Source organism: Vibrio sp. 2433-A1 (assembly GCF_056726085.1).
This window is the reverse complement of record NZ_JBRESC010000003.1, coordinates 42,429-65,816: the sequence shown is the minus strand read 5'-3', so window position 1 is coordinate 65,816 and position 23,388 is coordinate 42,429. Positions and strand designations below refer to the sequence as shown.

Genomic DNA, 23,388 nt, shown 5'->3' with positions numbered 1-23,388 from the left:
TTACCAATCTTATTTAAATCAAAAGATTACTTTTTCTTCTTCGCGACTTTTTTCTTACCTTTAACGGCAGCTTTCTTTTTATCGTCTTTTTTCTTGTTCTTTTTCTTAAACACAGGCTTTTTGTGTTTAGGACGCATCTCTTTGATAAAGCGCTCTTTGATCTCTTCTTTTACGTAGCGAGCAACGCGATCTAGCATTGGTTGGTCGTGCGCTTCAACAAGAGATACGGCATTACCTTTTTTACCAGCGCGGGCAGTGCGACCAATTCGGTGCAAATAAACGTCCGCACTACGAGGCATGTCGTAGTTGATCACATGGCTAACATCAGGAAGGTCGATACCACGTGCAGCAACGTCGGTTGCTAGTAGTACGTTCACTGTACCATCACGGAAACGGGCGATAGCGTTATTACGACGATCCTGTGGCATTTCGCCTTGAATCCAAGCACAAGGAATTTGCGCTTTTTCAAGTTCAGCACGAAGTTCAGCAAGACGCTCACGAGTTTTTAAGAACACAATTGAGCGCTCAGCTTGATCAGTAATGATCTTTTTAAGCAGCTCAAGTTTATGGTTCATATCATCTGCACGGTGGTACCACTGTGCAATTTTCTTACGCTCACGACGAGATGGTTCTGCGTCAATTTCTGCAGGCTCTTTTAGTAGGTCAGCGGTGAAGCCTTCTACACCTTTACCTTCTAGGGTTGCAGAGAATAGCAATGTCTGTTTACGCCAGCGACATTCTGTAGAAAGACGATCAACTGTTGGACCAAAGCCCATATCTAGCATGCGGTCAGCTTCATCAAGGATTAGCCACTCAATCGCACGACAGTCAAAACGTTCTGCGTTTATGTATTCCATCAAGCGCCCCGGTGTCGCTACGACGATATCTTGGGTTTTGCCTAAGATATCAGCGTGTTCTTGGTACTGAACACCACCAGTGATAGTAAAGATGTTGAGCTTAGTATGCTTTGCTAGGGCACGTGCTTGGTCTGCAACCTGCATCGCTAACTCACGTGTTGGAGTCAGGATCAGCACACGAGCTGGTCCCGGCTTACGACGAGGAAAATCTTGCAAATATTGCAGTGCAGGCAATGCAAATGCAGCGGTCTTTCCCGTACCTGTTGGGGCAGAAGCCAAGATATCTCGGCCATCTAACGCTTGCGGAATGGCTTCAGCCTGAATTTGTGTTGGGCGGTCATAACCCATTTCTTCAATGGCGAGGAGTAGGTTAGGGTCTAGCTCCAATTCAGCGAAATTTCTGATCACTATAAGGTCTCCACAAGCGAGTTGGTGTGAGCATTAAATTTAAGGGGTCGTATTATAGAGTGTTCGGTGATAAGGATCACACCTTATTTTCTACATCTTTAGATAAAATCCCTTTGTTAGCTGGATAAAGTCATCGCTATAGCCACCACTCTCATGAATGGTCATTGTTGAATACTCCTCCGTAGTAGGCACTTTACCTAATTGAATCAGTAATCTAGATACCTCTTTGCGCTCAGTTGGCTTAACTTGGCAAAGACGTTGTAGTGACCAACCTTGCTGCTTGGCTAAGACGATAAATGCTTCCCCTTCAACTTTGGGTAGTACAAAGCTAGCGTAACCTTGATCAGTTAATAGATCCCAACAACGCTTGAGTAAGTCTTGATGGCTTAGGCTACATGTATGTCTTGCGGTTGCTCGGCTGATATTTTGCGCTTGTTCGCCACTATTAAAGTAAGGCGGATTACAGATAATGCAATCAAACCGATTAGGGAATAAGTGGGTCAATACATCCCCTGAGTGCAGCTTGATGCGAGCATACCAAGGAGAATGGGTAAAATTGTATTGCGCCGCTTCCACAGCATGGCGGTCTATCTCAATTGCATCAATATTTAAAGATAGGTTACGCTGGGCACACATCAGACTCAGTAGCCCAGTACCAGTACCAATGTCGAGTAAGGTTTTAGAACTCTTTAGTTCAGCCCATGCACCCAATAGCACTCCATCGGTGCTGACAGGCATCCCCGAGTATCCTCCCGAGACGCTAAATTGTTTAAATTCAAAACTTTTTGTCTTTTTCATAAAAAATTATGTTTATCGGCTAATGTTCGATTTTTAAGTTAAATGATCTGTTGTTAATTAATAGTTTGGTTTTTTATTCTAATTGTTTTCTTTTTGTAATGTGTATTGTTTAGTTAATTGGCCTGGCTATCCTTTCTGTCCTAGTGATATATGCTGTGTTTATATCGATCTTTTGAATTTATGTGGCGTTTTTAGTCGATGACTTGCTACTGAATAAGGATTTCGTCATTATGCGCGCCTAAATTTTATAGAGTGGACATTGTTTTGTACTACTCAACAAACACAACATCGATTAAATAATAGTGAAAGGGTCTACAGTGAATCAGACTTTAAAATTAACAGATATTATTGCGGTAGGCTTTATGCTTTTCGCATTCTTTTTAGGTGCAGGTAACATCATATTCCCTCCATTGGCAGGTCAGCTTGCTGGTGAGAACTTAATGCCGGCGATGACTGGTTTCCTTTTAACTGCAGTAGGTCTTCCTTTAGTTACAATCGTTGCTATTGCAGTTGCTGGTGGTTCTTGGGAGCACCTAACTAAAGATCTACCTAAGCGTGCGGCTATGATTATGGCGGTATTGATCTTTATCATCATTGGTCCCGCATTTGCAGCGCCACGTACCGGCCTTGTTGCGTACGAGATGGCGGTAAAACCATTCTTTATCGATGCGGCTCAATCACATTTAACTATTTTCTCGATTCTGTTCTTTGCAGTAGCGATGTTCTTTGCATGGTCTCAAGGCAAATTGATCGATGTTATTGGTAAGGTGCTGACACCAGCGCTGTTCATCGGCCTGATCATTCTGGCAGTGGCGGTATTTATTGATCCTCAAGGTGAGATTGTTGCAGCGCATGGTGAGTATCTTACTCATCCACTACAGAAAGGTTTCCTTGAAGGCTACAACACCATGGATACGTTTGGTTCCTTGATGTTTGGTGTCCTAATTGTTGATGCATTACGCCAAAAAGGTATCACAGAGCAAAAAGCAACAGCAAAGTACCTGATCAGTTCTGCGTGTATTGCTGCTGCGGGTCTCGCGTTCGTCTACATTTCACTATTCTACCTTGGTGCGACAAGTTCAGTTGTGGCAGCAGGTGCGGATAATGGTGGTGTGGTACTGAGTCTTTATGTTCAGTCTCTATTTGGTCCATACGGTCAAATCGTACTGTCTGTAATTGTACTGCTAGCGTGTCTAACGACAGCGATTGGCCTTATCTCAGCATGTTCTGATTACTTTAGCTCGCTAACGCCAATGTCTTACAAGACTTGGGTCATCATTAATGGTGTAGCATGTGCGACGGTAGCAAACGTAGGTCTATCTCAACTGATTGCATTGTCTGTTCCAGTTCTATTTGCACTTTACCCAGTGGCGATTGCTTTGGTTGCACTGACGTTCATTCGTAAGAAGCTGCCAAATCCAAAAGCGGCGTATCGCGTGGTTATTCTCGTATCACTGCTATTTGCTCTTATCGATGCGGTAAAAGTAGCGGGTGTGGATGTGTCTGCACTGAACATGCTACCTCTGTTTGATATTGGCATGGGCTGGCTACTACCGACAGTTGTGGCAATGATTGCGATGTTTTTTGTTGGTAAATCTGAGCAACCAGAGCTAACAGAAGAAACGGCATAGTCAATCAGTAAAGCTGAATCAAAGATCCCCTGTCGCGTAAGGCGTGGCAGGGGATTTTTTATATCGGTGGATTTTTATTCAGCTCTAAAAAATTTCTGTATCTTCATCACACTTTTGAGTACAATTCTTCGGTTAAATTCTACTCATAAATGTTGAGCAAACATGTTTGAAATCAATCCTATTAAAAACCGCCTAAAGGACGTGTCTGAGCGCACAAATGTCCTGAGGGGGTACCTTTGACTATGACGCTAAACAAGAGCGTCTAGAAGAAGTCAACGCAGAACTAGAACAACCGGATGTATGGAACGAGCCTGAACGTGCACAAGCGCTAGGTAAAGAACGTTCTGCATTAGAAGCGGTTGTAGAAACGATTGATCAACTTGAGCAAGGTGTTGAAGACGTTGATGGTCTTTTAGAGCTTGCGGTTGAAGAAGAAGATCAAGAAACGTTTGACGAAATCGAACCGGAACTGGCAGAGCTAGAAGCAAAGCTAGAGAAACTTGAATTCCGCCGTATGTTCTCAGGCGACCACGATGCATCAGACTGCTATATCGATTTGCAGTCAGGTTCAGGTGGTACTGAGGCGCAAGACTGGACTTCAATGATGCTACGTATGTACCTTCGTTGGGCTGAAGCAAAAGGCTTTAAGACCGAGGTTATCGAAGTATCAGAAGGTGAAGTTGCAGGCCTTAAAGGCGCAACGGTTAAGATTTCTGGCGAATACGCTTACGGTTGGCTACGTACTGAGACTGGTGTCCACCGTCTAGTTCGTAAATCGCCATTTGACTCAAGCGGTCGTCGTCATACTTCGTTTGCTTCTGCGTTTATCTACCCAGAGATTGATGACAACATCGACATCGACATTAACCCTTCTGACCTGCGCATTGACGTATACCGTGCATCAGGTGCGGGTGGTCAGCACGTTAACACCACGGAATCTGCGGTACGTATTACTCACGTTCCAACAAATACTGTGGTTCAATGTCAGAATGATCGTTCTCAGCATAAGAACAAAGACCAAGCGATGAAGCAGCTTCGTGCAAAACTGTTTGAATTAGAGATTCAAAAGCAGAACGCAGAGAAGCAAGCCAATGAAGATGCGAAATCTGACATCGGTTGGGGTAGCCAAATCCGCTCTTACGTACTTGATGACTCGCGCATCAAAGATCTCCGTACTGGCGTAGAAAACCGCAACACTCAAGCGGTTCTAGACGGCGACCTAGACAAATTTATCGAAGCTAGCCTGAAATCAGGTCTATAAGCTTTTCACCGAAAAAACTCTCGTTAATAACGAAAACAGGATACATCGAAAATGACTGATGCTGTTCAAAACGAAAACGTACAAGAAGAAAACAAGCTAATTGCTGAGCGTCGCGCTAAGTTGGATCATATCCGTCAAAGCTGCAAAGCAAATGGCCACCCAAATGATTTCCGTCGTGAGCACCTAGCTGGCGATCTTCAAGCGGAATTCGGTGAAAAGACGAAGGAAGAGCTAGAAGAGCTAAACCACGTAGTTGCAATCGCTGGTCGTGTAATGGCTAAGCGTGGTCCATTCCTAGCTATCCAAGAAACATCTGGCCGTATCCAAGCATACGCTGCAAAAGATGTTCAAAAAGAGCTGAAAGAGAAATACCAAGGCCTAGATATCGGTGACATCATCGGTGTTAAAGGTGCACTTCACAAGTCAGGTAAAGGCGACCTTTACGTGAACATGGAATCATACGAGCTGCTAACGAAAGCACTTCGTCCACTTCCAGAGAAGTTCCACGGTCTAACTGACCAAGAGATGCGTTACCGTCAGCGTTACGTTGACCTAATCGTGAACCAAGATTCACGTGAAGCGTTCATCATCCGTTCTAAGCTTGTATCGGCTATCCGTAACTTCATGAGCTCAAAAGGCTACCTAGAAGTTGAAACGCCAATGATGCACGTGATCCCTGGTGGTGCAACGGCTCGTCCATTCATCACTCACCACAATGCACTAGACATCGACATGTACCTACGTGTTGCACCAGAGCTTTACCTTAAGCGTCTAGTGGTAGGTGGTTTTGACCGTGTATTCGAGATCAACCGTAACTTCCGTAACGAAGGTCTTTCTCCGCGTCACAACCCAGAATTCACAATGATGGAATTCTACCAAGCGTACTCTGACTACAAAGATCTAATGGATCTAACAGAAGAGATGCTAAGCACTGTTGCTATGGATGTTCTAGGTTCAACATCTATGCCTTACGGTGACGAGACGGTTGAGTTTGGTGGTAAGTACGCTCGCATGAGCATGTTTGAAGCAATCAAACACTACAACCCTGAGCACGCTGAAATTCAAGCGCTAACAGAAGAAGATCTGCAAGACCGTGAGAAGATGGTAGCTATCGCGAAATCTGTACATGTGGAAGTAGAAACATTCTGGACATGCGGTCAGCTTCTTGAAGAGATCTTTGGTGAGACAGCTGAACCTCAACTAATCCAACCAACGTTCATCACTGGCTACCCAGCGGATATTTCTCCACTAGCACGTCGTAGCGATGACAACCCATTCTTCACTGACCGTTTCGAGTTCTTTATCGGTGGTCGTGAAGTAGCGAACGGCTTCTCAGAGCTTAACGATGCACAAGACCAAGACGAGCGTTTCAAAGCGCAAGTTAACGCGAAAGATGCTGGTGATGATGAAGCAATGTACTACGATGCAGACTACATCACTGCACTAGAGCACGGTCTACCGCCAACGGCAGGTCAGGGTATCGGTATCGATCGCCTAGCAATGCTATTTACTAACACGCACACAATCCGTGACGTGATTCTATTCCCAGCGATGCGCCCACAAGCATAAGCGAAGAAATAGACGATTTGAAAAGCCACCTTCGGGTGGCTTTTTTGTTGTCTAAGAAATGACACCTTCACGAAATGTCATCCTGTAACCTACTAAAAACCAAAATAAAGTCACAAATTTCTTTGAAACTACTCTCACTATGTATGGAAAAAGTCCGATTCAATCACTAGTCTTATTATTGAGACAGATTCTCTGTTCGAGTCTCTATAATGTAACCTCATAAGTTGTTATGTGTTTTTGTGCGCATATTATTTACGTTATCAATAATAAGGAACTAGCTTCATGGGTAGTCAATTCCGGATGGATTCCGTTCCAGGCTCTTTGGTTGTAGTTGGAGGAACCTATGAGCCCTGGCTTTCAGTCTTAGAGCAAGTGGGTTGGAGATGCACTCAGTGCGGCGATTTGCGCAAAGCAGATGAGCTGTTTATTGAAACGGGTCCTTGTATCGGCATTGTGGATTTGAGCCACGACGAGTTTAGCTTAAACGGAATTGCTAACTTGGTGAGCAAACATAAGCAGGTTCGTTGGTTAGCGTTTATTCGAGAGTCACAACTGAGCTCAGATACTATCTGCCAATTTATCGTCAACTTTTGTATCGACTTTTTCACAGCCCCAATTCCTGATGCGCAGCTATTAAGCACCATTGGTCATCAACTCGGTATGCTTAAGCTAGAGAAAAAAGTCTGGCCTCACTATGGCAATCAAAGTGATATGGGGTTAATTGGTGACTCGATGCCTGTTAAGCGTCTGCGTGACCAAATCAAGCGCATTGGGCCTACAGATGTAAGCATTCTTATTTATGGTGAGAGCGGTACTGGTAAAGAGACGGTTGCTCGTGCGGCTCATCGCACTTCCGCACGTGCCAATAAAGAATTCATCTCGGTTAACTGTCGCGCGATGTCTGAGCGTCGTATCGAAAGTGATCTATTTGGTATTAACCGTGAAGACACATCAGAACCGTCAATCCTAGAAAAAGCGCACGGTGGTACTATTCTGCTCAATGATATTCTTACCCTGCCTAAATCTCAGCAATTTAACTTATTGCGCTTTTTACAAGAGGGCACAGTGGATACTGCATCAGGTCGTAAAGAAGTGGATGTACGCATCCTTGCTGCAAACTCAGCAGACATTGAAAAAGCCCTGATCGATGGTGATTTCAATGAGGAGCTTTATCACTACATCAATGTGCTGAGAATTAATGTCCCGAGCTTGAAAGAGCGAGCAGGAGACATTGTTATCTTAGCCCGTCACTTCTTGCAAGAATATTCCAAAGAGTACAACGCTCAGGCTCGTAGCTTTACAGAAGATGCGGCACGTGCACTGACTCGCCATCATTGGCCTGGTAACGTCCGTGAGTTGATGAACCAAATTAAGCGAGTGGTATTGATGTCAGATAGCGTGATGCTTGATGAGGTCGACCTTGATTTACCGAAACGCAGCGATAGTCGCCGCAGCTTGAAGAACATTCGTGAGCGTAGTGAGAGGGATGCATTGCTGTTGGTTTTGGAATCTCATGCAGGGCAAGTGTCGATGGCGGCCAAAGAGTTGGGTGTATCTCGTGCAACAATGTATCGCTTGTTAAACAAACATAACCTAATCTCAGACATACCAGCCTAGCTGATTGATTTATTGATAAAAAGCCGCGCAATATTTTGCGCGGCTTTTTTATATAGTCAAGATTATCTGTCGGTAATTGGATATTCCTTAGCTAAATATCTTATAGCTAAAACATTGTAAAGGTTAATTTTAGGTAAAAAAATTGTTTTGGAATTTTATGTAATAAAGTGGTTGAAATACCACCTCCAATGCTTAGAATTTAACCATGAGCTCGGGCTCATACCCTCAATTTTATTTGGATTAATACATTAGCTAGGAGGCGCACAATGAAACATATCACTGTTCAATCATTTATCTGTGCGTCTGTCGATCGCTTCATGCCTACCAATGGTACTTCTAAACGTACCACTGCTATGGCCGATCGTAACCTAAACAAACACATGTAATTAATCCGTAACCTCTTTTATTAATTGGCTGCGGAAAAGCAGCGAATTAATGCACCTTTCTGTTTGTATTCGTTGATCTTTTCCCAGCTTGCACTCAACTGGAGAAAACTCATGAGTCATTCTGTATACCTAAAGCTAGCCACCGTCTTAATAAAGGCCGATCTGAAACGTGAAGAACGCGAATGGAAGCGAAAACTACGCCGCAGTGCGTATGACCTTCCATGGAAAAACAAACACTTACTTCGCGATATCGGTTTAGAGCAAGATGGGCGTTCGATTGGTTTTACTGAACCAGATAGCGTCAAAGCTGAGCGTCGTATCCGTCATCTTCGTCGTGTACTCAGTGCGCGAATACTGACGTAAATAAAAGGGGCAGGTTGCTTCACCTGCCCTGAACTCTATTACTGCCTATGATTAACTAGACAGTTTATGGACAAGGATTGGAGTAAGTCGTCCCAATCTCTTGAATTCCTTGAAGCAACTCATCCGTTAATACGACATCTAAACTATCAATATTTGATTTCAGCTGTTCAAGGTTTGTCGCTCCAATGATGTTGGATGCGACAAACGGCCTCTGATTGACGAAAGCTAACGCCATTTGAGCGGGATCTAAGCCATGCTCTTGGGCTAAGTTGACATAAGCTTCGGTTGCTTTAATACCTTGTGGTGTGAAGTAGCGAACAAAGCGTTCAAATAGAGAGCAGCGCGCACCATCGGGGCGAGCTTCATTGAGATATTTGCCACTTAAGCAGCCAAAAGCGAGGGGAGAGTAAGCTAACAGCTGAACTCCTTCATAGTGGCTGACCTCTGATAACCCGACTTCAAAGCTTCGATTGAGTAAATTGTATGGATTCTGAATCGAGACAATTCTAGGTAACTCATGCTTTTCCGCTAGGCGTAATAAGGTCATTAATCCCCAAGGCGTTTCATTCGACACTCCGATATAGCGAACTTTACCCGCTTTGATAAGCTCAGCGAGCGCTTCTAAAGTTTCGATTAGCGTGACTTCTTCTTGTGAGTCAGGGTAAGGGTAATTGAGCTGACCAAAACAGTTGGTTTGACGTTGAGGCCAATGCAATTGATATAAATCGACGTAGTCGGTTTGTAACCGTTTAAGGCTGTCATCAATTGCTAAGTGAATGTTTTTTCTATCCAAGCTCATGTTGTCTCGGATATACGGCACATTACGTGGGCCAGCCACTTTTGTTGCAAGGACAACTTTCTCCCGTTTGCCTGATTTTGCTAGCCAATTACCAATATATTGCTCGGTCAAACCTTGTGTGGTGGCCTTCGGTGGAACCGGGTACATTTCTGCGGTATCAATAAAATTCACACCGCGCTCAAGGGCGTAATCGAGTTGGCTAAATGCTTCTTGCTCTGTGTTCTGCTCACCAAACGTCATCGTGCCAAGACAGATCTTACTTAGCTCAAGAGTCGAGTGAGGTAACTTGTTGTATTGCATCGATCTTCCTTGTTATAGCTTTGAAGTGATACCACTATAGGTGATCTTTATTCGGTTAGAAAAGGTATCAGATAACAAATTCGCAAAATTTGATGAGTTGGCTAATACTGTTTTATGGAGGTGAATTATGCAAAAAAGTCAGTTAGATAAGTGGATCCACGGGCACCATAAAGACAGCTACCAGCCACCGAAGGTATTTGTGATTGGTTGCTCCGATTTATCTCAGTATTTATTAGCCGTCGAATACAAACACAAGCTTGAGCCGGTTAGAGTGGACGATGAGCCCATCCATTTTGATTCGTTGGAACTCGTTAAAGAAGAGCTATTGCGGTTGGGAGTAGAGAGAGCATTTCTGCGTTTGCATAATGCCTATGATGAATTTGGTGTCGGAGATGGACCGTTATACCACGATGTGGAGTTGTCTCTGACGACGCATTAAACATAGTGCTGCTCAAGAATACGAGCAGTAAATTGCGTTCTTAGATAAAACCCTCTAGGTAGGGTTTTTATTGGTTTGCCACTTGCTCCATACGCTTCGGTCAATACTCGGCTGTTGGCCGCTTTGGGGCGCAATTGGAGCATTTCACCATGTCGGGCGTTGATCTGTTCGACACGTCCCAGCACGATCATTTCCATTAGCTCTTCCCAATCTGTTTTTAGCTGCAGTTCTTCTACTTCACTTGGTGACCAAATTAGCGGTGAACCGACGCGGCGTTCTGCTAAGGGAATCTCGCGTTCTCCTTCGACAGGCACCCATAAAACCCGAGACAACTTATTTCTAACGTGACTGGTTTCCCATGTCAGCCCATGGACACCGACTAAAGGGGCAACACAGACAAAGGTGGTTTCCAGAGGCTTTCCTGAATAACTAATAGGGATGGTTTTTAATTCTATTCCTAGCTTCTCAAAGTCTTGAGTTGGTTTACTTCCTGCAGTAGCACCTAAATGCCATTCGAGCAGCTGACCGACCCAGCCCTTATCGCGACGAAGATCTGGTGGAACCTCGACCTTTGCTTCATCTGCGAGTTCTTGAAAGCTAATGCCTGCAATGTTGCTCGCTCGTTCAAGCAGTTCTAGTTCTGATTGCGGTTCTGATTTCATGTGCCGTCGATTTATCTAGGAAGAGAGCGTTATTGTAGCGGAATCTATGCAAAATTCTAATCGGCTAAGATTGATCGTTATGTGCAAAAGATCATCACTCACGGGTTATCCACAGGCTTAACAATAAAATAGTCTATATTTGTTTGCTATGTATAAATTAACAGTGTTTTTGTGGTGATAAAATGCTTGTTTTTTCAAGTTATTATTTGGTCTGTTGTTAGGCAGTGTGGATAAATGCTGTGTTGATTGATCTTTAACCGATCTGTGTGGGGGTTATTATTTTTATAACTTTTCCATCTTATAATGTATCTGTTTATCTGTAATTGTATGTTTTAAAAGATATAATTAAAATTACTTAGTGGTTGTTAATTCACCTAACTCCTAGCGTGCTCGTTTATTGATCACTTTCTCATTGATTCTTCACATAGTTATACACAGAAAAGGTGAATAAATGTGGGCTATGTCTCACATGCGTGTGAGTAACGTCTTATTTGATTAAAAGTTATTCATTATTTAAGAGAAAGGTAATATTTTTTGTGTGAGTCACACTAGTAAGTTTGCTCCTACTGGGGATATGTGGAAAAATCACTGTAATTAAGAATTTATTAGAGGTTGGCCAGTGATAGATGGCGATGGTTACCGCTTAAATGTGGGAATTGTAATCTGTAACAGCCATGGTCAGGTCTTCTGGGCAAAACGATACGGACAACACTCTTGGCAGTTCCCACAAGGTGGAATTGATGAAGGTGAAACCCCCGAACAAGCAATGTACAGGGAGTTATATGAAGAGGTTGGTCTTACTAAGAAAGATGTCAAAATCGTTGCGACAAGTCGTCACTGGTTAAGGTATAAACTACCAAAGCGACTTGTACGTTGGGATTCTAAACCTGTTTGTATCGGCCAAAAACAGAAATGGTTTCTACTGCGCTTGGATTGTGATGAGTCACGGATCAATATGCAGCGAGGTAGTTCCCCTGAATTTGATGGTTGGCGTTGGGTAAGTTACTGGTATCCAGTGCGACAAGTGGTCTCTTTTAAGCGTGATGTATATCGACGCGCAATGAAAGAGTTTGCATCGATGGCGATGCCATTTAAAGAACGCAGAGTCAAAGGTAAACGTAAACACCGAAGAGGATAGACATGCTTTCTCAGCTAAGGGAGATAGTTGAACAAGTATCTAAAGTAGATGAGGTTCATCAAGCTTTAGATATTCTAGTAAAGCAAACATGCAGTGCTATGAACACTGAGTGTTGTACTGTCTATCTTGCCAATGAAGAAATGCAGCGCTTAGAGCTAATGGCGACTCAGGGGCTGCGTTTCAAAGGTGATAAGATCCATATTCGTTTCAGTGAAGGTTTGGTTGGTTTAGTTAAACGTAGTGCTGAACCTTTGAATCTCGCTGAGGCGTCTAAACACCCCAAATTTAAATACTTCTCAGAGCTAGGTGAAGAGATTTACCAAAGCTTTCTCGGTACACCGATTATTTACCGCAAGCAAGTGCTTGGGGTTTTGGTCGTCCAGCAAAAATCACCGCGCTTGTTTAATGAAATGGAAGAGTCCTTTTTGGTGACTCTCGCTGCTCAGCTTGCGGTCATCATCGCTCATGCACAAACCCAAGGCCATTGGCGTTTAGAGAAAAAACAGCAAGCGATCCGTGGTGTACCTGCCTCATCTGGGGTGGCTATTGGCGAGTTGTGGTGGGATGATACTCAACCAGAGCTCTCAAATGTCTATCCCGCTTCCACGCTTGATGTCGAACGTGAACAAGAGTGGTTACTGCTGGCCATTGAAGAGGCGTTGAGCGACTTTCGTCGGATGCGCAAAAAATTAGACAGTGAAATTAACAAAGATGCACTGGCTATTTTTGACCTCTTTACTCACTTACTAAACGACCCGATGCTGCGCAAAGACTTAAAAGCGCAGATTCAAAAAGGGGATCGTGCTGACTGGGCGCTTCGTCAAGTCGTTGAGTCATATTCCAATCGTTTTGCTCGTATGTCGGACGTTTACCTACGTGAACGTGCTCAAGACATTCGTGAGCTAGGCCAGCGCTTATTGTTCTTTTTGCACAATACAGCTCAAGATCGCCAGGTTATTGAAAAGCCAGTTATTCTGGTGGTTCGAGAGTTGACGGCAAGCTTGCTTGCATCGGTACCCAAAGAAAAGCTGCTTGCGGTGATCTCACTTGAAGGCGCGGCCAACTCACATGCCGCAATCTTATCCAGAGCGTTAGGGATTCCTGCTGTTATGGGCGCTAACCTTAATCCTAAAGTGATTAAGGGGAAATTAGGCGTGGTCGATGGCTACAGTGGCAAAATCCTGATTTCACCCAACAAGCAGCTATTGAGAGAGTATCGTTCACTGGCCAATCAAGAGCGTGAGTTAGCCAATAAGGTTAACCAACGCATCGAAGAGCCAGCATTTACTAAAGATGGTGAGCGAGTCGAAGTGATGCTTAATGCTGGCTTGAGCGCTGATGCTAATATTGCTATCAACCAAGGTGTTGATGGGGTGGGATTGTATCGAACGGAAATCTCCTTCTTACTTCAGCACCGCTTTCCATCTGAAGAAGAGCAAACACAGCAATATCAAGCGGTCATGAACAGCTACCCTGATAAAAGGGTGGTGATGCGTACTCTTGATGTTGGTGGCGATAAGGCATTGCCATATCTGCCAATCGAAGAAGACAACCCATTTTTGGGATGGCGAGGTATTCGTTTTACCTTAGATCATCCAGATATCTTCTTGATGCAGATTCGCGCCATGATACGTGCCAGCGCCAGTCATCAAAACTTGAGCATTTTGCTGCCAATGGTTTCAGGTGCGCAGGAACTTGATGATGCAATTGAGCTGATAGAACGCGCTTATGATGAAGTCGTTGTGCTTGACGACCGCGTTCGTATGCCAGAGATTGGCGTGATGATTGAAGTGCCATCGATGATTTACTTGTTGCCATTGATTGCGAGTAAAGTGGATTTTGTGTCAATTGGTACCAATGACTTAACTCAATACCTATTGGCCGTAGATCGTAATAATGCCCGAGTGGCAGATGTTTACGAGTCGATGCATCCTTCCGTGATTATGGCGTTAAGTCATATTCATAACAGCTGTCAGCAGCTGAAGTTACCGGTCTGTATCTGTGGCGAATTAGCCGGTGATCCGATTGGCGCACTACTAATGGTAGGTTTGGGCTACCGTAGCTTGAGTATGAACACCTCAAACGTAGCTAAGGTGAAGTACCTACTTCGCCATTCCAACGTAAGCGAACTTGAAGCGCTTGCTGACAAAGCGCTGATACAGCCTTATGGTCATAACATATATACTATGATGCAGGCATTTTTCGAAGATAAAGGTTTTGCTGGCTTTATCCGTGCTGGTAATAAGTAAGGTTGTTTGTGTTAATTGAATTACTTCTCGCATTTATGGTGCTTGGTGGCATCGTCGGTTTGATGGCTGGGCTGTTGGGCATCGGTGGCGGTTTGATCGTTGTACCCGCGTTATTATTTTTGCTGCCTATGGCTGGGGTTGACCCTGATATTAGTATGCACATTGCTTTGGCGACATCTCTGGCGACCATCATTGCCACCTCGGGTTCATCTGCTTTAAACCACTTCCGACTCGGTAATGTTGATATGTTTGTGGTGAAGTGGCTAATGCCAGGCGTTGTGGTCGGCGGCTTCCTGGGCGCTAAAGTCGCTGAATGGATACCTTCTCAATACTTACCTAAAGTTTTTGGTGTGATTGTCTTATGTCTTGCTGTGCAAATGCTGTTTTCACTTAAAGGCAAGGCATTTAAAACTATGCCTAGTAATGCGGTCACAATGGGAATTGGCACTGGAATTGGTATGATCTCCAGCCTCGCGGGTATCGGTGGCGGCTCTTTGTCTGTGCCTTTTCTTAATCGCCATGGAATTGAGATGCGTAAAGCGGTCGGTTCTTCGTCTGTCTGTGGTTGTATGATTGCGATTTCAGGTATGCTAGGTTTTATTATGCATGGTTATAAGGTTGAGTCTTTACCTGAGTTCAGCATAGGTTATGTATACCTCCCTGCGCTTATCGCCATTGCTTCAACTTCTATGTTGATGACACGAACAGGGGCAAAATTGGCGACATCTTTACCGACTCCAACCTTGAAAAAAATATTTGCACTGTTTTTAATGTGTGTTGCTGGAACTATGTTGCTGTAAGGCACTCTCATCTATACGCTTCATGATTATCTAAACTTAATAAGAGTAAAAGTCCTATGTCTCAGGGATACCTTTCCTTTCCTAATATAGACCCTGTATTAGTCTCTATTGGCCCTCTTTCTATTCGTTGGTACGGGCTGATGTACCTAGTGGGTTTTGCTTTCGCTCTTTGGCTGGCAAACCGACGTGCCGATCAGCCAGATAGTGGTTGGACAAGAGAACAAGTTTCAGACTTGCTTTTTGCTGGCTTTCTAGGCGTAGTGATTGGTGGTCGAGTTGGCTACGTACTGTTCTACAACTTCGAGCTATTCCTACAAGATCCTATTTACCTATTCAAAGTTTGGACGGGTGGTATGTCATTCCATGGCGGATTGCTAGGTGTGATCTCCGCAATGTTTTGGTATGCGCATAAAAATGGCCGCACCTTCTTTGGTGTAGCAGACTTTATCGCCCCGTTAGTACCATTTGGTTTGGGTATGGGGCGCATAGGTAACTTTATGAACGGTGAGCTTTGGGGGCGCGTAACAGACGTTCCTTGGGCACTTGTTTTCCCTAATGGTGGCCCACTACCGCGCCACCCTTCACAACTGTATGAGATGTTCCTCGAAGGGATTGTACTGTTCTTTATCCTCAACTGGTTTATTAAGAAGCCGCGCCCACTTGGTGCTGTATCAGGGTTATTTTTGGCAGGGTATGGTACATTCCGTTTCCTAGTAGAATACGTACGTGAGCCTGACGCTCAGTTAGGGCTGTTCGGTGGATTTATCTCGATGGGACAAATCCTATCTCTACCTATGGTGATCATCGGTATTTTGATGATGGTCTGGGCGTACAAGCGTGGCCACTATAAAGATGAGTTACCGCAATAAATTTAGTAAGGAATTGGTGTGAAACAGTATTTAGATCTCTGTCAGCGTATCGTTGACCAAGGTGAATGGGTAGAAAACGAACGTACAGGCAAACGTTGCCTAACAGTGATTAATGCCGATCTAACTTATGATGTTGCCAACAACCAGTTTCCTTTGGTGACAACCCGTAAGAGCTTTTGGAAAGCAGCGGTTGCAGAGCTACTTGGCTATATTCGTGGTTACGATAATGCGGATGACTTTCGTAAACTAGGTACTAAAACTTGGGATGCCAATGCCAACCTGAATGAAGCATGGTTGAATAACCCTTTTCGTAAGGGTGAAGATGACATGGGGCGCGTGTACGGTGTACAAGGTCGTGCGTGGGCTAAGCCAGATGGCGGTCATATCGATCAGCTACGTAAGATTGTTGATGATCTCACTCGTGGTGTTGATGACCGTGGTGAAATTCTTAATTTCTATAACCCAGGTGAGTTTCATATGGGGTGTCTACGCCCTTGTATGTACAGCCATCACTTTTCGCTATTAGGTGACACTTTGTACTTAAACAGTACTCAGCGCTCATGTGACGTTCCTCTAGGCCTCAACTTTAATATGGTTCAGGTCTACGTGTTTCTCGCGATTATGGCGCAGATCACGGGTAAGAAGCCGGGTCAGGCCTTCCACAAGATTGTTAATGCGCATATCTATGAAGATCAGCTAGAGCTAATGCGTGATGTTCAGCTTAAGCGTGAGCCACTCAAGGCTGCGACTTTCCATATCAATCCTGAGATTAAGTCTCTTGAAGATCTAGAAACTTGGGTAACATTGGATGACTTCTGGGTAGAAGGTTACGAGCACCACGAAGCGATTAAGTATCCGTTCTCAGTGTAACGAATAAGTTTAATTGTCTAAGCCGCCTTTTATAGGCGGCTTTTTTGTGTCTGCAGGAAAGGGCTGCGCTTTGATTGAGGTTAGCTACACCATATTGGGTCATTCCATAAAGTGACGAAGGAGCGAGTAGGGAATCTCCAAAAGCTATCAACTCACTTTCATCCAAACACAAAAAAGCCCGCTACCTAAGCAGCGGGCTTTCATATAGGCGATGGTTTTAGTATTAAGCTGTCAACGCTAGGATTGTGCCTGGCAGTGCAACGAACACTGCTAATAGATAACCAGCAACAACAGCTTTGTTCTTCACTGCCATGTCAGAGATAAGGTCTGCACCTTTCACTGGCAGCTCACGTAGGAATGGAATACCGTAGATGAATACCGTTGCCATGATGTTGAACACTAGGTGCACTAAAGCAATCTGTAGAGCAAATACTGCGAACTCACCAGATACTGCTGTCGCTGCTAGTAGAGCTGTAATACAAGTACCGATGTTTGCACCTAGAGTGAACGGGTAAACGTCACGTACTTTAAGAACGCCCGAACCCACTAGTGGAACCATTAGACTTGTTGTTGTAGAAGAAGACTGAACAAGTACTGTTACTACAGAGCCTGAAACGATGCCGTGAATTGGACCACGACCGATTGCGTTCTTCAGAATTTCACGAGCTCGGCCAACCATTAGGCTCTTCATCAATTTGCCCATCACTGTGATTGCAACGAAGATAGTCGCGATACCCAGAACGATAAGCATGATGCCACCAACTTGGTCACCAAATGTTGCTAACGGTTCTTTTACTGCGCTTACAACTGGTTTAGTAAGAGGCTTAATGAAGTTCAAACCTTTGATACTCATATCACCAGTCGCAAGGAATGGAGAAACTAACCAATGAGAGATCTTATCAAGAATACCAAACATCATTTCGATAGGCAGGAAGATCACTACAGCGAGTAAGTTAAAGAAGTCGTGGATAGTCGCACTTGCAAACGCACGCTTAAACTCTTCTTTACAACGAACGTGACCTAAAGAAACTAGAGTATTAGTTACTGTTGTACCGATGTTTGCACCCATCACCATAGGGATAGCTGTTTCCACCGGAAGACCGCCGGCAACAAGGCCCACGATAATTGAAGTTACTGTACTTGAAGATTGGATTAGCGCCGTTGCGACTAGACCGATCATCAAACCTGCTACTGGGTGAGAAGCAAATTCGAATAGGACTTTAGCTTGATCGCCTGTTGCCCATTTGAAACCGCTGCCTACCATCGATACCGCTAGAAGTAGTAGGTACAACATGAATGCCAAGTTAGCCCAGCGCAACCAACGAGTAGTGCTCGAAATCGGCGCTGCTGAAGTAGTAGCTTGGTTCATAATCATTTTCTCCGTGGACCGTTAATGTCTTTGTTTTGGTCTGTTGTTGAAACTGAGGGCGATGTTAGAGGGGAAATATTTCAGTAATATTACAGTTCTATGTAATGGTTTTATTTTTGCTTGTTTGACGGTTTTTTGCGTGTAATTGGAAATTTACATCGAGATTAAACTATTGAATTTTAATGATTTTGTTGGGTTATTTTGAAAGGAGAAAAGGTGTGACGAGAATCGAAAAAAAACACAAAAAATTTAGCGTAAGTGCAAGTTTATGACAGTGAATTGTCATATTATTAATTCTCGCTTCGGTAAAACTTAGTTAAATCATTATTTAGTCCTAGTTTTGTCGAGTTATTGTTGTCATGGTTTGCTTCTGATATAACCATCGTATTCGCTTAACAAGAGTATCTGTTGATGTCGCACTTAAACTATAACCACCTTTATTACTTTTGGATGGTGTGCAAACAGGGATCAGTCACCAAAGCAGCTGACGCATTATTCCTGACCCCACAAACTGTCACTGGACAGATTAAAGCACTAGAAGAGCGTATGGAGGGGAAGCTTACTAAGCGAAATGGCCGCAGTTTAGAGCCAACAGAGTTGGGGCAACTCGTGTTTAAATATGCTGACCGTATGTTTGGCTTGAGTTATGAGATGCTGGATATTGTCAATTACAGTCAGCGTTCGAATATCCTGTTTGATGTCGGTGTGGCAGATGCGTTATCAAAGCGATTAGTGAGTAAGATCTTAATGACCACAGTGCCGGGTGATAACAGCATTCACCTGCGTTGCTTCGAGTCCACCCACGAAATGCTACTTGAACAGCTTGCTCAACATAAACTAGATATGATCTTATCAGATTGCCCTGTTGATTCGAGTCAGAGCCCTGGCTTATATAGTAAAAAGCTGGGTGAGTCTAACATGAGCTTTTTCTGTTCTGGTAATGTCGACAACGTTAGTTTCCCTGCGATACTAGAGCAGAGAAAATTATTGATCCCAGGTAGCCGAACTGCGATGGGGCGCAAAGTGCTGCAATGGTTTGATCGACAGGGCTTAAAGCCTAATATTTTAGGTGAGTTTGATGACGTCGCATTAATGAAGTCATTCGCCCGTTACCACCATGACGTGATCTTTTTAGCGCCTTCTATATATGTCACAGAGGTTGAGAGTGACCTGCCTTTACAGTTGATCGGCCATATTGAAGAGTTGAAAGAAGAGTACTACGTTATCTTCGCTGAACGAATGATTCAGCACCCTGCTGTAAAGAATGTTTGCGATGCAGACTTCACAACCTTGTTTAATTAAGAACTTTTTTCATTTGAACAAATAGATTAGTTGTAACAATTCGATTAGTATTTGAAATATTCTCGCTAAATTTCATTACTATTTAAATGGTTATTATTCCCGTCGGGGAAAGCGAAACGTAATTCTTGTGGTTAGATTGTTATAGAGGTAGTAGCCGATGAATTTACAAGAGATGGAAAAAAACTCTGCACAGGCGGTAGTACTACTTAAGGCGATGGCAAATGAGCGTCGTCTTCAGATTTTGTGTTTGCTGCATAACCAAGAACTGTCCGTCGGGGAGTTGTGTAGTAAGCTTGAACTAAGTCAATCAGCGCTTTCTCAGCACCTAGCATGGTTAAGGCGTGATGGGTTAGTTCATACTCGAAAAGAAGCGCAGACAGTTTACTACACGCTAAGTAGCGAAGAGGTAAAAGCGATGATTCAATTGCTGCATGATCTATACTGCAGCGAGTAAATACTTCTTTGGTTTGAGTAGAGAACCTGAATTGTAGATATAAAAAAACCGGCGCAAGCCGGTTTTTTCTTTCACTGTATAATCAGAGTTCTAATTAAAGAGCTTTGATTGCAGCAGCGAAACGAGACTTATGACGAGCAGCTTTATTCTTGTGAATAAGGCCTTTAGTTGCCATACGGTCTAGGATTGGTGTAACTGTAGCAAATGCTTCAGTTGCAGCAGCTTTGTCGCCAGCTTCAATAGCAGCAACAGTTTTCTTCATGTAAGTACGCATCATTGAGCGACGGCTAGCGTTGTGCTGACGACGTTTCTCAGCCTGGATAGCGCGCTTCTTAGCAGATTTACTATTTGCCAAGGGTCTAACTCCCAAAAACTTAGTTCAGTGACAATTTAAGGGCGAGGAATATCCCCTATTTGCTCTTAAATGTCAAATAATTTGTGCAAAAACCAATCGAGCCAAACAAATTTTGGAATGAAAGGTCTTCACGGTTAAGATGGCGGGGATTCTAACAGTATTTTTTTTTCAATGCTAATACTAATCTGCTCTGGTTATGACATTCCTAGTGTAAAGTAAGGCAAAATTTTTAAATCCCGAGGTTATTGTGAGTAAACGTCTACTCAAGTCAGGCATGATTGTAAGTGCCATGACATTGATTTCTCGCGTTTTAGGCTTAGTGCGAGACGTAGTTGTTGCCAATTTAATGGGGGCAGGGGCGAGCGCTGATGTCTTCTTCTTTGCTAACAAAATTCCTAACTTTCTGCGTCGTTTATTTGCAGAAGGGGCATTTTCACAAGCCTTTGTTCCAGTATTGACTGAGAGCCATGCGGCCGGGGACATGGACAAAACCCGTGAGCTGATCGCTAGAGCGGCGGGTACCCTTGGGGTGATTGTCTCTATTGTTACCTTACTTGGCGTCTTAGGCTCGGGTGTGGTGACTGCGCTGTTCGGTTTCGGTTGGTTCCTTGACTGGATGAATGGCGGCCCTTCAGCGGAAAAATTTGAGCTCGCGAGTTTTATGCTCAAAATTACTTTCCCGTATTTGTGGTTCATTACCTTTGTCGCTCTATCGGGGGCGATTCTCAATACCATGGGCAAGTTTGCGGTCTCTTCTTTTACGCCTGTCTTCCTTAATGTCATGATCATCTTGTCGGCATGGTATATCGCGCCTCAGTTAGACCAACCAGAAATCGGTCTCTCTATCGGTGTGTTCCTTGGCGGCCTTGTGCAGTTCTTGTTCCAAATTCCTTTCCTTATAAAAGCAGGCGTCATGGTTAGGCCAAAGTGGGGGTGGCGTGATCCTGGCGTTGTAAAAATCCGCACTCTAATGATTCCAGCCCTGTTTGGTGTGTCAGTGAGTCAAATTAACCTTTTGTTTGACACCTTTATTGCCAGTTTCCTACAAACAGGCTCAATCAGTTGGCTTTACTACTCAGACCGCTTATTGGAGTTCCCTCTGGGTCTGTTCGGCATTGCGATTGCGACGGTGATCCTTCCTGCGTTGTCGCGTAAACACGTTGACGCGCAAAGTGATGGTTTCGCCCAGACTATGGACTGGGGCGTACGTATGGTGACGTTGCTTGGTATTCCGGCGATGTTGGGGTTGATGGTTCTCGCTAAACCTATGCTGATGGTGCTATTTATGCGTGGTGAATTTAGCCCGCAAGATGTTCAGTTTGCATCGATGTCTTTGGTTGCGTACGCATCTGGACTATTAAACTTCATGCTGATCAAAGTATTAGCGCCGGGGTATTACTCTCGACAAGACACCAAAACTCCAGTTAAGTACGGCATTATCGCCATGGTCACTAATATGGTGTTCAATGCTATTTTTGCTTGGTTCTATGGTTATGTGGGACTTGCGATCGCGACTGCGCTGTCGGCATTCGTCAATATGTCATTGCTCTATCGTGGGTTGCACCTTTCTGGGGTGTACAAGCTAACGCGTAGAACTGTCTTGTTTATTACCAAATTAGTGATTGCTGGTGGCTTAATGGTCGCTGCTATATTGTGGCAATTAGAAGATATGTCTGTTTGGCTGACTTGGAGCTTTATCGAGCGGGTGACGGGACTGGTGCTGTTGATTGGATTAGGCGCAGCAGCTTATCTTGCGACCTTACTACTTTTAGGTGTTCGGTTAAAAGACTTAAAAGCAGCGACAGAGTGAACCTGATTAGTATATAATCCGTCAGTTTTACGCAACATGACTCTTTTTCGAAGAGTAATTAATACAAAGATAGGTTTTTAGCGGTTTCCAATGGAATTGATCCGAGGCATTCATAACATCAAATCACATCATCAAGGGTGTGTATTGACGATCGGAAACTTCGATGGTGTGCATTTAGGCCACCAAGAAGTATTACGCCAAGTATCTGAACAGGCAAGCGTATTAGGTTTGCCGTCAACGGTGATGACCTTTGACCCTCAGCCTTTGGAACTGTTCGCTAAAGATAAAGCGCCAGCACGTTTAACTCGCTTAAGAGATAAATATGTTCAGTTGAGTAAGCTCAATATTGAAAGGCTGCTTTGTGTTAATTTTAACCATAGGTTTGCTAACCAAAGCGCTGATGAATTTATTAGTGACTTGTTGGTGAAGCGTTTGGGTGTTAAGTTTCTCGTCGTAGGTGATGACTTTTGCTTTGGCCGTGGCCGGGAAGGCAACTTTGCAATGTTGCAAAAAGCGGGCAAACAGTATGGTTTTGAAGTCGTAAGTACTCAAAGTTTTCGTTTGGAACAACTGCGAGTCAGCAGCACTGCCATTCGTAAAGCGTTAGCGAAAGATAAGCTTGACGCCGCGGCAGAAATGCTAGGGCGAGATTATAGTATTAGCGGCCGTGTATCACATGGTCGTAAATTAGGTCGTACGATCGGCTTTCCTACGGCGAATATTCCCCTAAAGCGTTGCGTATCTCCTGTCTCTGGTGTTTATACCGTTGAGGCTCTTGGCCTTGGTGAACAACCCATCGGGGGCGTGGCGAACATTGGTAATCGACCAACCGTAAATGGGGTTCGCCAACAACTAGAAGTACATCTATTCGACTTTAAAGCCAATTTATATGGTAAACAGCTAGAAATTGTACTTTTAGATAAGATTCGAGATGAGCATAAATTTGAGTCATTCGAAGCTTTAAAACAACAAATTGAATTGGATGCTGAAGCAGCAAGGGTGTGGCTGCGTCAGCGTAAAGACCAAGCGGTTTAGTTCGCTGCTTGGCATAATGTCTAACTGTCACCCAACACAACGGAATT

The 23,388-nt window shown here is 44.0% G+C and carries 21 protein-coding genes; 15 read left to right on the top strand and 6 right to left on the bottom strand.

What is annotated here, in order from left to right:
- Nucleotides 1-26 precede the first annotated feature (26 nt).
- Both srmB and ACU01J_RS04170 read right to left on the bottom strand, forming a co-directional pair.
- Entirely contained in the window at nt 27-1,265 is a 1,239-nt protein-coding gene (gene srmB, locus ACU01J_RS04175; protein ID WP_481084535.1) for an ATP-dependent RNA helicase SrmB, read from the bottom strand.
- Nucleotides 1,266-1,355: 90 nt separating this feature from the next.
- Nucleotides 1,356-2,063 carry a tRNA1(Val) (adenine(37)-N6)-methyltransferase gene (locus tag ACU01J_RS04170; protein WP_481084534.1) on the bottom strand — a complete coding sequence of 236 codons (708 nt, stop codon included), beginning with the start codon at nt 2,061-2,063 and terminating at the stop codon, nt 1,356-1,358.
- Nucleotides 2,064-2,380: 317 nt separating this feature from the next.
- On the opposite strand from ACU01J_RS04170, the gene brnQ reads away from it, so the two are divergent.
- The 5 genes from brnQ (at nt 2,381) to ACU01J_RS04145 (ending at nt 8,890) form a co-directional block, all read left to right on the top strand.
- A complete protein-coding gene (gene brnQ, locus ACU01J_RS04165; RefSeq protein ID WP_481084533.1) occupies nt 2,381-3,694 on the top strand; it encodes a branched-chain amino acid transport system II carrier protein in 1,314 nt (437 codons plus the stop codon).
- 162 nt (nt 3,695-3,856) lie between these two features.
- Nucleotides 3,857-4,955, top strand: a protein-coding gene (gene prfB, locus ACU01J_RS04160) for a peptide chain release factor 2 (protein WP_126575070.1) whose coding sequence is annotated in 2 segments (ribosomal slippage) — nt 3,857-3,931 and nt 3,933-4,955 — 1,098 coding nt in all. Because the reading frame shifts where the segments join, the coding sequence is not laid out codon by codon here.
- A 51-nt stretch (nt 4,956-5,006) separates the two neighbouring features.
- Entirely contained in the window at nt 5,007-6,524 is a 1,518-nt protein-coding gene (gene lysS / locus ACU01J_RS04155) for a lysine--tRNA ligase (RefSeq protein WP_481084532.1), read from the top strand.
- Between the two features lie 282 nt (nt 6,525-6,806).
- The gene (gene vpsR / locus ACU01J_RS04150) at nt 6,807-8,141 is read left to right on the top strand and encodes a cyclic-di-GMP-binding transcriptional regulator VpsR (RefSeq protein WP_481084531.1); all 1,335 of its coding nucleotides are present in this window, start codon (nt 6,807-6,809) and stop codon (nt 8,139-8,141) included.
- Nucleotides 8,142-8,638: 497 nt separating this feature from the next.
- The gene (locus ACU01J_RS04145) at nt 8,639-8,890 is read left to right on the top strand and encodes a DUF1127 domain-containing protein (RefSeq protein ID WP_481084530.1); all 252 of its coding nucleotides are present in this window, start codon (nt 8,639-8,641) and stop codon (nt 8,888-8,890) included.
- Nucleotides 8,891-8,954: 64 nt separating this feature from the next.
- Here ACU01J_RS04145 and ACU01J_RS04140 read toward each other — a convergent pair whose 3' ends face one another.
- The gene (locus ACU01J_RS04140; protein WP_481084529.1) at nt 8,955-9,989 is read right to left on the bottom strand and encodes an NADP(H)-dependent aldo-keto reductase; all 1,035 of its coding nucleotides are present in this window, start codon (nt 9,987-9,989) and stop codon (nt 8,955-8,957) included.
- A 127-nt stretch (nt 9,990-10,116) separates the two neighbouring features.
- Here ACU01J_RS04140 and ACU01J_RS04135 point away from each other — a divergent pair, with 127 nt between their 5' ends.
- Nucleotides 10,117-10,428: a DUF6482 family protein gene (locus tag ACU01J_RS04135; protein WP_481084528.1), complete on the top strand. Its 312-nt coding sequence runs from the start codon at nt 10,117-10,119 to the stop codon at nt 10,426-10,428.
- On the opposite strand, the gene mutH is transcribed toward ACU01J_RS04135, so the two are convergent.
- The gene (gene mutH, locus ACU01J_RS04130) at nt 10,425-11,090 is read right to left on the bottom strand and encodes a DNA mismatch repair endonuclease MutH (protein WP_481084527.1); all 666 of its coding nucleotides are present in this window, start codon (nt 11,088-11,090) and stop codon (nt 10,425-10,427) included. The two genes, ACU01J_RS04135 and mutH, sit on opposite strands and share 4 nt — an antisense overlap.
- Before the next feature lie 619 nt (nt 11,091-11,709).
- Here mutH and rppH point away from each other — a divergent pair.
- The 5 genes from rppH to ACU01J_RS04105 are packed head-to-tail and all read left to right on the top strand — an operon-like array spanning nt 11,710 to nt 17,016.
- Nucleotides 11,710-12,228, top strand: a complete 519-nt coding sequence (rppH, locus tag ACU01J_RS04125) for an RNA pyrophosphohydrolase (protein WP_006878813.1) — start codon at nt 11,710-11,712, stop codon at nt 12,226-12,228.
- A 2-nt stretch (nt 12,229-12,230) separates the two neighbouring features.
- Complete coding sequence (ptsP, locus tag ACU01J_RS04120; protein ID WP_481084526.1) at nt 12,231-14,477, top strand: phosphoenolpyruvate--protein phosphotransferase; 2,247 nt, start codon at nt 12,231-12,233, stop codon at nt 14,475-14,477.
- Between the two features lie 35 nt (nt 14,478-14,512).
- Complete coding sequence (locus ACU01J_RS04115) at nt 14,513-15,277, top strand: sulfite exporter TauE/SafE family protein (RefSeq protein WP_481084700.1); 765 nt, start codon at nt 14,513-14,515, stop codon at nt 15,275-15,277.
- A gap of 56 nt (nt 15,278-15,333) precedes the next feature.
- Complete coding sequence (lgt, locus tag ACU01J_RS04110; RefSeq protein ID WP_481084525.1) at nt 15,334-16,146, top strand: prolipoprotein diacylglyceryl transferase; 813 nt, start codon at nt 15,334-15,336, stop codon at nt 16,144-16,146.
- Nucleotides 16,147-16,164: 18 nt separating this feature from the next.
- Nucleotides 16,165-17,016, top strand: coding sequence for a thymidylate synthase (locus ACU01J_RS04105; protein WP_481084524.1), 852 nt, complete (start codon nt 16,165-16,167; stop codon nt 17,014-17,016).
- Between the two features lie 223 nt (nt 17,017-17,239).
- Here the strand turns inward: ACU01J_RS04105 and ACU01J_RS04100 are convergent, their stop codons facing one another.
- Nucleotides 17,240-18,385: a Na/Pi symporter gene (locus ACU01J_RS04100; protein WP_481084523.1), complete on the bottom strand. Its 1,146-nt coding sequence runs from the start codon at nt 18,383-18,385 to the stop codon at nt 17,240-17,242.
- A 411-nt stretch (nt 18,386-18,796) separates the two neighbouring features.
- Between ACU01J_RS04100 and nhaR the strand changes: the two genes are divergently transcribed.
- On the top strand, nt 18,797-19,687 hold the full coding sequence (nhaR, locus tag ACU01J_RS04095; RefSeq protein ID WP_481084522.1) for a transcriptional activator NhaR: 891 nt from the start codon (nt 18,797-18,799) through the stop codon (nt 19,685-19,687).
- A 157-nt stretch (nt 19,688-19,844) separates the two neighbouring features.
- Entirely contained in the window at nt 19,845-20,141 is a 297-nt protein-coding gene (locus tag ACU01J_RS04090) for an ArsR/SmtB family transcription factor (RefSeq protein ID WP_481084521.1), read from the top strand.
- Nucleotides 20,142-20,235: 94 nt separating this feature from the next.
- Here the strand turns inward: ACU01J_RS04090 and rpsT are convergent, their stop codons facing one another.
- The gene (gene rpsT, locus ACU01J_RS04085) at nt 20,236-20,496 is read right to left on the bottom strand and encodes a 30S ribosomal protein S20 (RefSeq protein WP_004410238.1); all 261 of its coding nucleotides are present in this window, start codon (nt 20,494-20,496) and stop codon (nt 20,236-20,238) included.
- Between the two features lie 247 nt (nt 20,497-20,743).
- Here rpsT and murJ point away from each other — a divergent pair, with 247 nt between their 5' ends.
- Nucleotides 20,744-22,306 carry a murein biosynthesis integral membrane protein MurJ gene (gene murJ / locus ACU01J_RS04080; RefSeq protein WP_481084520.1) on the top strand — a complete coding sequence of 521 codons (1,563 nt, stop codon included), beginning with the start codon at nt 20,744-20,746 and terminating at the stop codon, nt 22,304-22,306.
- Between the two features lie 90 nt (nt 22,307-22,396).
- Nucleotides 22,397-23,341 carry a bifunctional riboflavin kinase/FAD synthetase gene (gene ribF, locus ACU01J_RS04075; protein WP_053441212.1) on the top strand — a complete coding sequence of 315 codons (945 nt, stop codon included), beginning with the start codon at nt 22,397-22,399 and terminating at the stop codon, nt 23,339-23,341.
- The last annotated feature ends 47 nt before the right edge of the window (nt 23,342-23,388 follow it).

Bases quoted from the DNA above. Each gene is read 5' to 3' on its own strand.
- ACU01J_RS04115 (WP_481084700.1), top strand. From the start codon at position 14,513: ATGGTGCTTGGTGGCATCGTCGGTTTGATGGCTGGGCTGTTGGGCATC.
- nhaR (WP_481084522.1), top strand. From the start codon at position 18,797: ATGTCGCACTTAAACTATAACCACCTTTATTACTTTTGGATGGTGTGC.
- ACU01J_RS04170 (WP_481084534.1), bottom strand. From the start codon at position 2,063: ATGAAAAAGACAAAAAGTTTTGAATTTAAACAATTTAGCGTCTCGGGA.
- ACU01J_RS04135 (WP_481084528.1), top strand. From the start codon at position 10,117: ATGCAAAAAAGTCAGTTAGATAAGTGGATCCACGGGCACCATAAAGAC.
- ribF (WP_053441212.1), top strand. From the start codon at position 22,397: ATGGAATTGATCCGAGGCATTCATAACATCAAATCACATCATCAAGGG.
- lysS (WP_481084532.1), top strand. From the start codon at position 5,007: ATGACTGATGCTGTTCAAAACGAAAACGTACAAGAAGAAAACAAGCTA.
- ACU01J_RS04140 (WP_481084529.1), bottom strand. From the start codon at position 9,989: ATGCAATACAACAAGTTACCTCACTCGACTCTTGAGCTAAGTAAGATC.
- ACU01J_RS04090 (WP_481084521.1), top strand. From the start codon at position 19,845: ATGAATTTACAAGAGATGGAAAAAAACTCTGCACAGGCGGTAGTACTA.
- ptsP (WP_481084526.1), top strand. From the start codon at position 12,231: ATGCTTTCTCAGCTAAGGGAGATAGTTGAACAAGTATCTAAAGTAGAT.
- mutH (WP_481084527.1), bottom strand. From the start codon at position 11,090: ATGAAATCAGAACCGCAATCAGAACTAGAACTGCTTGAACGAGCGAGC.
- ACU01J_RS04100 (WP_481084523.1), bottom strand. From the start codon at position 18,385: ATGAACCAAGCTACTACTTCAGCAGCGCCGATTTCGAGCACTACTCGT.
- ACU01J_RS04145 (WP_481084530.1), top strand. From the start codon at position 8,639: ATGAGTCATTCTGTATACCTAAAGCTAGCCACCGTCTTAATAAAGGCC.
- vpsR (WP_481084531.1), top strand. From the start codon at position 6,807: ATGGGTAGTCAATTCCGGATGGATTCCGTTCCAGGCTCTTTGGTTGTA.
- lgt (WP_481084525.1), top strand. From the start codon at position 15,334: ATGTCTCAGGGATACCTTTCCTTTCCTAATATAGACCCTGTATTAGTC.